The organism is Rhizobium sp. BK650 (assembly GCF_014195325.1).
Lineage (GTDB): Bacteria > Pseudomonadota > Alphaproteobacteria > Rhizobiales > Rhizobiaceae > Rhizobium.
On record NZ_JACIBK010000016.1, the window covers coordinates 125,068 to 136,747 of the forward strand.

The 11,680-nt window shown below is 59.8% G+C and carries 13 protein-coding genes and 1 tRNA gene; 5 read left to right on the forward strand and 9 right to left on the reverse strand.

The features are described 5' to 3' along the window. Positions 1-32: 32 nt before the first annotated feature. The 3 genes from FHX15_RS28165 to obgE are packed head-to-tail and all read right to left on the reverse strand — an operon-like array spanning position 33 to position 3,541. Entirely contained in the window at positions 33-1,316 is a 1,284-nt protein-coding gene (locus tag FHX15_RS28165) for a glutamate-5-semialdehyde dehydrogenase (RefSeq protein WP_184401643.1), read from the reverse strand. Beyond that, a complete protein-coding gene (gene proB, locus FHX15_RS28170) occupies positions 1,309-2,478 on the reverse strand; it encodes a glutamate 5-kinase (RefSeq protein WP_184401644.1) in 1,170 nt (389 codons plus the stop codon). Before proB ends, FHX15_RS28165 begins: the two co-directional genes overlap by 8 nt. Then, positions 2,471-3,541, reverse strand: a complete 1,071-nt coding sequence (obgE, locus tag FHX15_RS28175) for a GTPase ObgE (RefSeq protein WP_184401645.1) — start codon at positions 3,539-3,541, stop codon at positions 2,471-2,473. Before obgE ends, proB begins: the two co-directional genes overlap by 8 nt. A gap of 83 nt (positions 3,542-3,624) precedes the next feature. Between obgE and FHX15_RS28180 the strand changes: the two genes are divergently transcribed. After that, positions 3,625-4,491: an endonuclease/exonuclease/phosphatase family protein gene (locus FHX15_RS28180; protein ID WP_184401646.1), complete on the forward strand. Its 867-nt coding sequence runs from the start codon at positions 3,625-3,627 to the stop codon at positions 4,489-4,491. A gap of 35 nt (positions 4,492-4,526) precedes the next feature. Here FHX15_RS28180 and FHX15_RS28185 read toward each other — a convergent pair whose 3' ends face one another. The 4 genes from FHX15_RS28185 to rplU form a co-directional block, all read right to left on the reverse strand. Beyond that, the gene (locus FHX15_RS28185) at positions 4,527-5,114 is read right to left on the reverse strand and encodes a GNAT family N-acetyltransferase (protein WP_184401647.1); all 588 of its coding nucleotides are present in this window, start codon (positions 5,112-5,114) and stop codon (positions 4,527-4,529) included. Further along, positions 5,111-5,767: a GNAT family N-acetyltransferase gene (locus FHX15_RS28190; protein WP_184401648.1), complete on the reverse strand. Its 657-nt coding sequence runs from the start codon at positions 5,765-5,767 to the stop codon at positions 5,111-5,113. The genes FHX15_RS28185 and FHX15_RS28190 overlap by 4 nt, the downstream gene beginning before the upstream one ends. A 125-nt stretch (positions 5,768-5,892) precedes the next feature. After that, positions 5,893-6,162 carry a 50S ribosomal protein L27 gene (gene rpmA, locus FHX15_RS28195; protein WP_007824841.1) on the reverse strand — a complete coding sequence of 90 codons (270 nt, stop codon included), beginning with the start codon at positions 6,160-6,162 and terminating at the stop codon, positions 5,893-5,895. 34 nt (positions 6,163-6,196) lie between these two features. After that, entirely contained in the window at positions 6,197-6,514 is a 318-nt protein-coding gene (rplU, locus tag FHX15_RS28200; protein ID WP_007824851.1) for a 50S ribosomal protein L21, read from the reverse strand. Positions 6,515-6,818: 304 nt separating this feature from the next. On the opposite strand from rplU, the gene FHX15_RS28205 reads away from it, so the two are divergent. Further along, a tRNA-Ser gene (locus FHX15_RS28205) sits at positions 6,819-6,908 on the forward strand. Positions 6,909-6,953: 45 nt separating this feature from the next. Here FHX15_RS28205 and FHX15_RS28210 read toward each other — a convergent pair. Beyond that, positions 6,954-8,144 (reverse strand): IS481 family transposase, encoded by a 1,191-nt coding sequence (locus FHX15_RS28210; RefSeq protein WP_184401656.1) that lies wholly within the window; start codon positions 8,142-8,144, stop codon positions 6,954-6,956. A gap of 35 nt (positions 8,145-8,179) precedes the next feature. On the opposite strand from FHX15_RS28210, the gene FHX15_RS28215 reads away from it, so the two are divergent. After that, positions 8,180-8,407, forward strand: a complete 228-nt coding sequence (locus FHX15_RS28215; protein WP_184401649.1) for a hypothetical protein — start codon at positions 8,180-8,182, stop codon at positions 8,405-8,407. 108 nt (positions 8,408-8,515) lie between these two features. On the opposite strand, the gene FHX15_RS28220 is transcribed toward FHX15_RS28215, so the two are convergent. Further along, on the reverse strand, positions 8,516-9,460 hold the full coding sequence (locus FHX15_RS28220; RefSeq protein WP_184401657.1) for a LysR family transcriptional regulator: 945 nt from the start codon (positions 9,458-9,460) through the stop codon (positions 8,516-8,518). A gap of 169 nt (positions 9,461-9,629) precedes the next feature. Here FHX15_RS28220 and FHX15_RS28225 point away from each other — a divergent pair, with 169 nt between their 5' ends. Both FHX15_RS28225 and FHX15_RS28230 read left to right on the forward strand, forming a co-directional pair. Beyond that, on the forward strand, positions 9,630-11,159 hold the full coding sequence (locus FHX15_RS28225) for an MFS transporter (protein ID WP_184401650.1): 1,530 nt from the start codon (positions 9,630-9,632) through the stop codon (positions 11,157-11,159). Positions 11,160-11,337: 178 nt separating this feature from the next. After that, positions 11,338-11,592, forward strand: a complete 255-nt coding sequence (locus FHX15_RS28230; protein WP_184401651.1) for a DUF2934 domain-containing protein — start codon at positions 11,338-11,340, stop codon at positions 11,590-11,592. The last annotated feature ends 88 nt before the right edge of the window (positions 11,593-11,680 follow it).

Below are 11,680 nucleotides of genomic sequence, written 5' to 3' on the forward strand. Positions count from 1 at the left end.
GATAGCGCCGGTCTATCTGCTCTGTGGTCACGTCAGGGCCGCGTCTGTCCAGTGCCGCGAACGCGGTATTTGAAGGAGGTGAGCTGCTCGACGCCAACTGGTCCACGCGCATGCATCTTGCCGGTGGCAATGCCGATTTCCGCACCCATGCCGAATTCGCCCCCATCGGCAAACTGAGTGGAGGCGTTGTGCAGCAAGATGGCCGAGTCGATCTCGGTGAAGAAGCGCTCGACGACATCAGGATCCTCGGCAAGCACGGCTTCGGTGTGATTGGACGAATATCTCTGGATATGGCCGATCGCCCCGGAAATGCCGTCGACGACGGCAACGGAAATGATCGCGTCCAGATATTCTGTCGACCAGTCTTCTTCGGTTGCAGGCTTCAAGCCAGGCACGACCTTGAGAACGGCAGCCGAAGCGCGAACCTCGCAGCCTGCTTCAGTCAAAACCTCGATCAATGGCTTCAGATGCGTGCCGATCGCCGTGCCGTCAACGAGCAGGGTCTCGGCTGCGCCGCAGACACCGGTGCGCCGCATCTTGGCGTTGACGATGATGTTCTTCGCCATGTCGAGATCGGCGGAGGCATCGACATAGATATGGCAGAGGCCTTCGAGATGGGCGAAAACCGGCACGCGCGCCTCGCTCTGCACGCGGGCGACGAGGCTCTTGCCGCCGCGCGGCACGATGACGTCGATTGCGCCATCAAGCCCGCGCAACATGGCGCCGACAGCGGCGCGGTCGGTCACGGGCACAAGCTGGATCGCATATTCCGGCAAGCTGGCGGCTTTCAGCCCCTCGACCATGCAGGCATGGATCGCAGCTGAGGAACGCCGCGAATCCGAACCGCAGCGCAGGATCACGGCATTGCCAGCCTTCAGGCAGAGTGCACCGGCATCGGCCGTGACATTCGGACGGCTTTCAAAGATAACACCGATGACGCCGAGCGGTGTACGGACACGTTCGATCTTGAGGCCGTTCGGGCGATCCCAGGCGGCAATAACCTCGCCGACAGGGTCTGGGAGTGCCGCAATCGCGCGGATGCCTTCGGCCATTTCCGTAACGCGCTTGTCGTTCAGCGTCAGGCGATCGATGAAGGAGGCGAGCATGTCCGTGCCCTCCACATCCTTCAAATCCTTGGCATTTTCCGAAAGGATATGGGCTTTGTTCGCCATGATAGCATCGGCCATGGCGTTCAATGCCTGGTTCTTGGCATCGGTGGAAGCAAAGCCCAACGGTCGCGCGGCGGCCTTGGCCTTGCGGCCGATGTCGTTCATCAGCACGTCAATGTCAGGGCTTAGCGCAACTGTATCAAGCATAGCTTGCGTCCTTCTTCTGCCTTTCCGATTTCGAACCGATCTGCGCCGTCATGACCATATCGTCGCGATGGACCATGGCGGCGCGGCCGGGATAACCGAGGATTGCCTCGATCTCAGCCGATTTGCGGCCGGCGATCTGGCGGGCTTCTTCTGCGTCGTAGCTGACCAGCCCACGGGCGATCTCGCGTCCGGAGGGAGCGATGATCGCAACCGTATCGCCGCGGGCGAAATTGCCGGAGATGCTGCGCACACCAGCGGGCAGCAGGCTCTTGCCAGCACCGAGTGCCGTGACGGCACCCTCATCGAGATGCAGCATGCCGGCCGGCTGAAGCTGTCCGGCAATCCAGGTCTTGCGGGCGGTCACAGGCGTGCCCGAAGGCGCAAACCAGGAGGAGCGCGCACCGTTTTCGATCGCCGAAAGCGGGCTTTCCGTCTTGCCGGAGGCAATGATCATGGCGCAGCCCGAAGTCGTCGCGATCTTGCCGGCGTCGATCTTGGTCCGCATGCCGCCGCGTGAGAGTTCCGAGGCCGCACCACCGGCCATCGCTTCGATCTCGGGCGTGATTTCCGCAATTGTTTCCAGGAATTGCGCATCCGGATCGAGACGCGGCGGGGCGGTGTAGAGACCGTCTATATCGGAGAGAAGGATCAGCAGGTCGGCACCGGTCATGGTGGCGACGCGGGCAGCGAGGCGATCATTGTCGCCATAGCGGATTTCGCTGGTTGCGACCGTGTCGTTCTCGTTGATGATCGGCACGGCGCCGATCTTCAGAAGTTGATTGATGGTGGCGCGGGCGTTGAGGTATCGGCGGCGCTCTTCGGTGTCGCCCAAAGTCAGCAGAATTTGGCCGGCGACGATCTCATCGTGTGAAAGGCTTTCGGACCAGGCGCGTGCCAACGCGATCTGGCCGACGGCCGCTGCCGCCTGGCTTTCCTCCAGCTTCAGGGCGCCAGAGGGAAGATCGAGCACCGAGCGGCCAAGAGCGATGGCACCGGAGGAGACCACGAGCACATCGACGCCTTTGGATTTCAGCGCCGCGATATCGGTGCACATGGCATCGAGCCAAGCTTTCTTCAGGCCGGTCTTGCGGTCCACCAGCAAGGCCGAGCCGATCTTGATGACGATTTTTCGGTAGCGATCCAGGGGTTTACGGCTACTCATCGCTTTCGTCCTCATCGGTGAGGATCATGTCGCGATGGCGCAGCTTCGGCGTCTTGGCCGGCTTTTGCTCGGTATTGGCTTCGACGACGACATCGCGCAGCGCGCGCAGCACCTCGGTCATACCGTTGCCCGTGACGGCCGAAATCAGAAACGGCGTCTTGCCGCAGGCCTTTGCGAGTTCCTTGGCCTTCTTCTTCAATGTTGCATCGTCAAGGACGTCGATCTGCGAGAGGGCAACGATTTCCGGCTTGTCGGTCAGTTCATTGCCGTAGGCTTCAAGCTCATGCTTGACGGTCTTATACGCCTTGCCGACCTTCTCTTCCTGGGCGGAGACGAGATGCAGCAATACGCGCGTGCGCTCGACATGGCCGAGGAAGCGGTCGCCGATACCCACACCCTCATGGGCGCCTTCGATAAGACCAGGGATGTCGGCGAGGATGAATTCTCGCTCGTCGATCGTGGCGACCCCGAGGTTCGGATGCAGCGTCGTGAAAGGATAGTTCGCTATCTTCGGACGGGCGCGGGTGACCGAAGCAAGGAAGGTCGACTTGCCGGCATTCGGCAGGCCGACGAGGCCGGCATCGGCGATCAGCTTCAGGTGCAGCCAGATGGTCTTTTCTTCGCCCTCCAAGCCAGGATTGGCCCAGTCGGGCGCCTGATTGACCGAAGACTTGAAATGGGCGTTTCCGAAGCCGCCATTGCCGCCTTTTGCGAGGCAGAAGCGCTGGCCTTCCTCGGTCAGGTCGCAGATGAGGGTTTCCTGATCCTCTTCAAAGATCTGTGTGCCGACGGGAACCTTGAGCGTCACGTCCTCGCCATTGGCGCCGGTGCGGTTCTTGCCCATGCCGTGCATGCCGACCTTCGCCTTGAAGTGCTGCTGGTAGCGAAAATCGATCAGCGTATTGAGGCCATTGACAGCCTCGACCCAGACATCGCCGCCGCGCCCGCCGTCGCCTCCGTCAGGTCCGCCGAACTCGATGAATTTCTCGCGACGGAAGGAAACGCTGCCTGCGCCGCCATCACCCGACCGGATATAGACCTTTGCTTCATCGAGAAATTTCATTTTACTTCCAGTACTCAGTGCGTTTGGGCGACCCCTCTTGGCCCACTCGATATAGGCGGTTCAGTCGGAGGTCAAAGAATATCGTGATTTTTGCAAGCTATAACATACAGTACGGCTTCGGTCTCGATGGCAGATACGACCTGGAGCGAATCGCCAGAGATATCGAAGGCGCCGACGTCATAGCCCTGCAGGAGGTGACGAGAGGCTTCGTGCGGAACGAGTATGCCGACATGCCTGCTATCATCGCGGCGCTCTTTCCAGACCATTTCTGGGTCTATGGACCGGCTTGTGACATGCATGCCGAAGCGCCGGAGGGCCAAATTCCCCTGCCACGCGGCACTCGCTTCCAGTTCGGCAACATGGTGCTGTCGCGCTGGCCTATCTTGTCGACGCGAACGCTGCTTCTGCCGCGCAGCCGCACGATCGACAAGCTCAACCTGCAGCGTGGCGCGACGGAAGCCGTGGTGGCGTTGCCAGACCGTGCAATTCGCGTCTATTCGGTCCACCTCGACCATAGGTCCATCGATGAACGTATCGCCCAGCTTCGTTATCTCAGCGACCGGATCAGCGCTTTCGTCCTGGAAGGCGCGTCGCTGACCGGCGCGTGCGAACTCGGGCTTCCAGAGCCACCGCTGCCGGTGGAATACGTCGTTATGGGGGATTTCAACATGGAGCCGGAATCGCCTGAATACTGCACCTTTGCCGGCACCTCTGATGGATTTTACGGTCGCACGGCGCGGTTCGGCACTCCCATAGACGCCTTTGCGGCGCTCGGATCCTATAGGCCCGGCAGCTACAGCTGGGTGGATTCGGAAGATCGGGGCAAGCGCATGCATATCGATTACTGTTTCGTCAGTTGCGGCCTAAAGGACCGTCTGAAATCCGCTGTCATTGATACAAATTGCCAAGGTTCCGATCACTTTCCGCTACGCGTCGAGATCGGCGATTGAAAGGACGCCGCGGTTTACGCGGCGTCCTTCCGATGTCAGGCGACTTTTCTCTGCTGCAACGCTCCCGGCTGCAGCACGGTTTCGATATGGGCGACCATCGTGTTGCGGGCGAAAGAATAGATTTCGCTGCAGCCCGTCATCCGGAAACCGAGCTTTTCCTGCAGCCGAAGCGATGCAGGATTGTCGGCAAAGACGCCCGAATGAAGGGGAACGTCAGGCATGCGTTGCGAGAAACGCTCCAGCGCTGCTTCTGCCGCCTCGCTCATGTAGCCGCGCCGCCAGTAGTAGCGGTTGAGCCAGTAGCCAAGGTGCCAGCGGCCGTGACGAAGCTCGATCGACACATTGCCGATATGAACGTCGTCACTGCCTGTTATCGCCAGGTTCCAGTCCGGCATTACACCCGACGTAACCGGGATTAGCCAGTCCAGCGCATCCTGCCGGTCATAGGGGGCGGGGACGCGGGCCAGCATACGGGTGACCGCGAAATCGGAAAGCGATTCCGCAATATCAGGTGCGTCACTCAGCCTGTGCGGGCGGAGTGTCAGTCTTGCCGTGGTGATGACCGGCTCGGGGCCGGGCATCATTGGCTTGCTCCTGGGCCTCTGAACGGTAACGGCGCTCATGAGATTGCCCCCCAGCTTCTCAGCGATATCCAGGTTTTGCGGTCGAGCCGGTACCATTCGACCGGCACGTTGCTGCCGAGCGCCAGCGATGCGGCAAGACCGGATCCCTGGAACTGGAAGCCGCATTTCTGGATGACGCGGCGCGAGGCGACGTTCATGACCCGGCAGCGGGCATCGATCTGCTCGACCTGCTGCCTCGTCCTGAACACCATGTCGACGAGCCCATGGCAGGCCTCCGTCATATAGCCCTGGTTCCAATAGGGTTCGCCCAGCCAGTAGCCGATCTCGACAGTCTTTTCGTCGGTGTGCGGTTCTACCCCGCAGCACCCCATGAAGGCACCGTTTTCGGCCTTGGTGATGGCATAGACGCACTTGCCAATCTCGCCATTTCGCGTACGCCAAACAAAGTCGGCGGCATCATTGGCGGTATATGGGTGCGGCATACGCGATACCATGGTGGCGACTTTGGCGTTGTTGGCGAGATGGGCAAGGGCGTCAATGTCTTCCTCGTGCGGCGCGCGCATGACGAGCCTTTCCGATAACAAGACAGGGCAATCGGTCCTTAACCGCTCCGGCCTCAGCCGTTCCATGGAAGACCGCTGGTCTTCCCGGGGTGACCGTGATTGGTCGACCCTTATCAATTCGCCTTGCATGTTCAGTCCTCCTGTTTGGACAAAGAAAAAGGGGAGATGGCGCCCCATCTCCCCTGTTTTCTGGACTGAACCTGGTACGGTCAGCCGGGTCGATGAGACGCCGGCTGTTTTAGAGCGCTACCGGCTTATTCCGCTGCTTCCGCTTTCGGCATTACAGACACGTACACGCGACCATTGGCCTTCGTTCGGTAGTCCACATTGCCAGCCGTAAGCGCAAAAATAGTATGATCCTTGCCGAGGCCGACATTGGCGCCCGGATGCCACTGGGTCCCGCGCTGACGAACGATGATGTTGCCAGCTACGACGTTCTCGCCGCCGAACTTCTTCACGCCGAGGCGCTTGGAATCGGAATCGCGACCGTTACGCGAGGAACCGCCAGCTTTTTTATGTGCCATTGGAGTTCTCCTTTAAACCTGAAACCCGTTGATCTTACTTGGCGGCCACGATGTCCGTGATGCGGACAACCGTGTGATGCTGGCGATGGCCGCGCGAACGCTTCGAATTCTGACGACGACGCTTCTTGAAGGCGATAACCTTCTTGCCGCGGGTCTGGTCGACGACTTCCGCCTTGACGGAGGCGCCGGCTACGAAGGGCGCACCGATCGCTGCGTCGGCGCCTTCGCCGATCACGAGGACTTCGGTGAATTCAATGGAGTCGCCAGCGGAGGCTTCAAGCTTCTCGATGGTCAGCACGTCATTGGCTGCCACACGGTACTGCTTACCGCCGGTCTTGATGACTGCGAACATTATTTTATCCTTTCATGTTCGATCCAGCTCTCCCCGCAAAGCGCAGGTGGCTGTCTTCTTATCAGTCGAAGTTAAGCAGGGATTTCAGGGAACTACCCCGGAACTCTGGTCTGCCGGTGAAACCCCGCGCGAGCGCGAGGCGGGCAAGGGGCGGACTACTCCACTCCTATTGCGAAAGCGGGATACGCGAGTGACAAAAAGGTGTCAAGGCAAAAGGATGGAAAAGCTTGAGATTTCGGCTTGCCAGCCTGTCATTTGCTCGTTATGAGAACGCCCGCGCCGAACAAGCGCCGACCAAGACCGCGGAGAGGTGGCAGAGTGGTCGAATGCACCGCACTCGAAATGCGGCATACCTGCAAGGGTATCGTGGGTTCAAATCCCACCCTCTCCGCCATAATTTTCGTGTGTCCGACCCGGAGACATAGGTAACAGTTTGTCCCTAAGACATGGGTGGCAACCTCGTGCCGAACGGGTTGTCGATGGTTTGCAAAGTCCTCTGCTCCAGATCGATATATCCGAGATCATAGTGCATGAAGCTGACGAGCCAAATACCGTCGTCGACCTCCTTGAATCCCAATTTCTGTCCGGCCAGCACGGTCGAGATGTTGATCTTCTTGCGGTAGATGCAGATGCGGCCGCAATGGGTCACCAGCGCGTCACGGTCGTGGAACGGGTAATCGATCTCCGGCATCCCGTCATAGCGGCGCGCCGATGGCGTGTAGAGGTCGACCGGCGTCTTCATCGCCAGGGCTTCATGTGGCCGCTCGGTATTGAATTCGCTGACGAACGCATCGAAGCGCGCCTGTTGCTGCAGGATATTTCTGCCAGGTGGCCGGGTCGCCTCTTTCTTCAGCGTCAGGTGCATGCGCTCGTGCCGGCCATTCTCCTGCGGATGGCCCGGCCTGATGCGCTCGAGCGCGATACCGAGCCTCAGCCACCATGCCGACAGCTTCGACAGTTTGTAGAGCCCGTTGGGGCTGGCAAATGGCAGGCCGTTGTCGGAGCGGATGGCGTCTGGCAGGCCACGCTCGTCAAACAGCCGGTGGAAGGCCTCGAAGACGCCGCGCTCCCGTGTCGATTCGAAAGCTTCGCAGCATAGGAGATAGCGCGAAGCCTGGTCGGTGACCGTCAACGGGTAACAATATCGGCCATCGCCAAGCTTGAACTCGCCCTTGAAGTCGGCGCACCACAGATCGTTGGGATCGAGCGGCGCCGACAGCGGCGTTCCCACGGCCTTGTTCGCCCGGTTCCTCTTGCGGGCCTGGCTCACAAGGCCGTATCGGTCGAGCACCGCGTGCACCGTGCTTCTGGCCGGGATGCGCACGTCGCCGGCCAGCCGTTTGACCAGCAACTCCCTTATCTTGCGCGCCCCCCAGTGCGGCTTGTCCTTCTTGAGCCGCACGATCATCGCCTCGACCGGTTCGGGCAGTTGATTGGCATAACGCACCGGCCGACGCGACCGGTCCGTCAGCGCTTTCAGACCTTCGTCCCTGTAGCGGTTGAAGATCTTGTAGCCGGTCTTGCGCGAGATGCCGAACGAACGGCAAACCTCGCTCATCCCTTCGCCCTCCAGCAGACGGGCGACAAAGCGAAGACGTTCCTCCATCACCGAAGTCTCTCTCCACGGTATCCACACCTCCCGATCAAAATCGAAAAGTGTTACCCATGTCTCCAGTACGCTCCGTCACCTATCTCTCAGATCGGGCATGGCCCTTTGCCGATTGCCGAGCCGAAGGCTTCGGCCGCTGCTCCGTCGGCCAGCCTTTCAGTATATTCTGGCCGCAGCGCGACGTGATCCCGATTTTCCTGATAGAGGTGGACTTTCACCACGTCATCCAGCCTTTCGCCTTTCCTGTATTGCTGATCACAGAGACTGTCGGCGAGAAAGGTTGAGTCCGCTGGGGGTATTCGAAGACCTGTAATTCGGACTCGGAATTTGGTTGGCCGGCCCGGTGCATATCCGGTTCGGCGAGGCCATCACGATCACGGCAATGCAGGCGTTCAATGTCTCGGAGAAGATAGCGCTGACGTATCTTTTGCGTAGCCCTCGCAACGATCGGAGAACAGCTTCTCGCTCAGAAAATCGACAAGGACACGGACCTTGGGCGAAAGATGCCGATTGGATGGCCAGAGCAGGTGAAATTGGGCGGGGCCGTCTATGTGGGCGTCGAGCACGGTCCGCAGCCTGCCATCGGCCAGCGGGTCGCGGGCGAGGAAATCAGGCATGCAGCCGATGCCCAGTCCGCTGATCGTGGCACCGCGCAGAGCTTCCATATTGTTGCATGTGAGCACAGTCCGCGTTCTGATTTCCGGATGGTCGGGAGACGAGCTGAGCGGCCAGGGTTGCAGCTTTCCGGAGTTCGGGAATCTGAACCGGATTGCCAGATGACCTTCGAGATCACGGAGGCAGTCGGGGGTGCCGTGTTTGTCCAGATAGGCAGGCGCGGCGCATAGCAGGAGCTGAAACGGGCGGAGTGCGCGTGACATCAATCTAGAGTCCGGCAAGGTCCCGCTGCGGATCGCGACGTCGACGCCCTCTTCGATCAGGTCGACGATACGGTCGTTGAAGTCGAGATCCAATTCGATTTCCGGATAGAGGCTCACAAAATCCGGCAGGATCGGCAGAATCAGATGATAGCTGACCAGCGGCACGCTGACGCGCAACCTGCCCCGAGGGATGGCGACAGCTTGCGCAAGGGATGCCTGGGCATCTTCGAGATCGTCGAGAATGCGGCGGCAGCGTTCATGAAACAGGCGCCCCTCCTCCGTCAGTCGCAAGCTCCGGGTCGAGCGCTGGAACAGGCGGACGCCGAGCTGCAATTCGAGCGCCGTGACGGCCTTGCCGACAGCGGAAGGTGAAAGGCCGAGGGTGCGCCCGGCGGCGACGAAACTTCCAAGGTCGGCGGTTCTGACGAAGGCTGTCAGGCCACCCAAAGGCTGATCCATCTGCAGATCCATTCGAGCGATTTCTTCCGCTATGAGCGGAACGAACCGCCGGTTATCGAAGAATTACCCCCAATTTATGGTGCTTTCCGCATTCGAAGTCCAGGCGTTTCGACGCCTGCCCGCGCGAGCCTCCCAAGCGCGTCCTTATCCTCGAACCAGCGGATATCTTATGACTGTCACTGACAAATCCAAACCGACCAGTATCGCAGAAAAAATCTTCGTTCTGATTGCCGTATGCTCTGCGGCTGCGGCGATGCCGCTCACCTTTACCGGGCCTGCTGTCGCCTTGCCGGTGATCAGCGCTGAACTCGGCGGCAGCCCCATTGCCCATAACTGGGTCACCAATGCCTTCATGCTGACCTTCGGCAGTACGCTGATGGCAGCCGGCGCGCTGGCTGACAGCTACGGCCGCAAGCGCATCTTCCTGTGCGGCCTTGCAGCCTTCATCCTGTTTTCCGGCGGGCTTGCCTTTTCGCCTGATATCGTCTGGTTCGATGGCCTTCGCGCGCTTCAGGGTTTCGGTTCGGCTGCGGCCTTTTCCGGCGGGATGGCATCGCTGGCGCAAGAGTTCGACGGGAAGGAACGCATGCGTGCCTTCAGTCTCGTCGGGGCAAGTTTCGGTATCGGCCTGGCGTTCGGACCGATGGCGTCGGGCATGATGATCGAGGCGTTCGGCTGGCGGGCGATTTTCGCACTCGTGGTCGGGCTCGCCATGATCGCCTTCGTTCTCGGAGCGATATTCCTGATCGAAACCCGTGACCCTGAAGCGAAGGGACTGGATTGGCCGGGCGCAATCAGCTTCACGCTGGCTCTGTCGCTCTTTACCTATGGTGTTCTGCGGGCGCCGGAAAGCGGCTGGAGCGATAGTCTCACGCTTGGGCTCATTCTTGGCTCGGCGCTGCTGATGGCCCTCTTCTGTTTCATCGAGCATCTCGTGAAGCGGCCGATGCTAGATCTGACGCTTTTCCGGTATCCCCGCTTCGTTGGCGTGCAGTTGCTGGCGGCTGCTCCCGCCTATGCTTTCGTCGTTCTGCTGATCCTGCTGCCGGTGCGCTTCGTCGGTATCGAACGTTTGAATGCGGTTGCTGCCGGCCAGATGATGATCGCGCTTTCCGGTCCGCTTCTCATATTGCCGATCGCAGCGGGGGTGCTGACCCGGTGGCTGCCGGCCGCTACGATCTGCAGCGCAGGCCTTGCGATCTCAGCTGCCGGTCTTTTCTGGCTTGCCCATATTCCTGTCGGCTCGGATCACGTGGCGCTTATCGCACCGTTGTTGACAATCGGTATCGGCATCAGCCTGCCCTGGGGTCTCATGGATGGGCTTGCGGTCAGTGTCGTGCCGAAGGAGCGCGCCGGCATGGCAACGGGCATTTTCAGCACAACCAGGGTTGCCGGCGAAGGCGTGGCGCTCGCGATCGTCAGTGTCGTCCTGTCTACGCTGACGCGATCCTTTCTCGGATCAGGCGATGAAGCGACAGAAGCAGCGCAGCGATTGGCAACCGGCGATCTGAAAGGTGCGGGCCAGGCTCTTGCCGGCATCGGCGAACTGGACCTCATCCATGCCTATAATAATGCCTTCAGTCTGCTTCTGTGGTTTCTGACCGGCATCACGGTTCTGACGGCGATCGTCATTTTCACATTCATGGGCCGAGGTAGCGGCGAAGCCGACGAGGCGACTGAAGAGTCTATTGCCGTTTGAACACACGAGGGCGGACCAATGTTTTCGCCCTTTTAACTATAGCTGCTGAAAAACGACTCTTCTCAACGTAATTTATCCTGCGGAGTTACATGTCACAGTAACGACTCCTAAAGTCCCAGCTGGCACCTTTAATTCATATTGATATTGCGTGTGCGTCTTTACTGACTGGGGTTTTGCAATGAGTCGTAATCGGGACGATTGGGTCAGCCAGCGGGCGTATGCCATCTGGGAAGAGGAAGGCCGGCCGCATGGTCGGGGCGAAAGCCATTGGGCGCAGGCGCTCAGGGAATTCGAGCAGCTCGAAGCGACCAAGGCTTCTGCCGACGGGAGTGAGCTCATCGAAAAGCTCAAAGCAGCGGGGCGGCTGATGCGGGCTTTTGACGAGCCAGTCTTCGAAGTCGAGGACGAACGGCAGCGGAAAGCAGCGCTTTAGGGTCGAAACCCAATCAACATATTGATTAAAATATCTCCGTATGATTCACTTTGGTAATAACAGGAGTTTGAATCATGGCAGGAGAATT

What these genes read in the sequence shown, in the direction of transcription:
- FHX15_RS28165 (WP_184401643.1), bottom strand. Translation starts at nt 1,316, where the DNA reads ATGCTTGATACAGTTGCGCTAAGCCCTGACATTGACGTGCTGATGAAC.
- proB (WP_184401644.1), bottom strand. Translation starts at nt 2,478, where the DNA reads ATGAGTAGCCGTAAACCCCTGGATCGCTACCGAAAAATCGTCATCAAG.
- obgE (WP_184401645.1), bottom strand. Translation starts at nt 3,541, where the DNA reads ATGAAATTTCTCGATGAAGCAAAGGTCTATATCCGGTCGGGTGATGGC.
- FHX15_RS28185 (WP_184401647.1), bottom strand. Translation starts at nt 5,114, where the DNA reads ATGAGCGCCGTTACCGTTCAGAGGCCCAGGAGCAAGCCAATGATGCCC.
- FHX15_RS28190 (WP_184401648.1), bottom strand. Translation starts at nt 5,767, where the DNA reads ATGCAAGGCGAATTGATAAGGGTCGACCAATCACGGTCACCCCGGGAA.
- rpmA (WP_007824841.1), bottom strand. Translation starts at nt 6,162, where the DNA reads ATGGCACATAAAAAAGCTGGCGGTTCCTCGCGTAACGGTCGCGATTCC.
- rplU (WP_007824851.1), bottom strand. Translation starts at nt 6,514, where the DNA reads ATGTTCGCAGTCATCAAGACCGGCGGTAAGCAGTACCGTGTGGCAGCC.
- FHX15_RS28215 (WP_184401649.1), top strand. Translation starts at nt 8,180, where the DNA reads ATGTCTCCAGTACGCTCCGTCACCTATCTCTCAGATCGGGCATGGCCC.
- FHX15_RS28220 (WP_184401657.1), bottom strand. Translation starts at nt 9,460, where the DNA reads ATGGATCAGCCTTTGGGTGGCCTGACAGCCTTCGTCAGAACCGCCGAC.
- FHX15_RS28225 (WP_184401650.1), top strand. Translation starts at nt 9,630, where the DNA reads ATGACTGTCACTGACAAATCCAAACCGACCAGTATCGCAGAAAAAATC.
- FHX15_RS28230 (WP_184401651.1), top strand. Translation starts at nt 11,338, where the DNA reads ATGAGTCGTAATCGGGACGATTGGGTCAGCCAGCGGGCGTATGCCATC.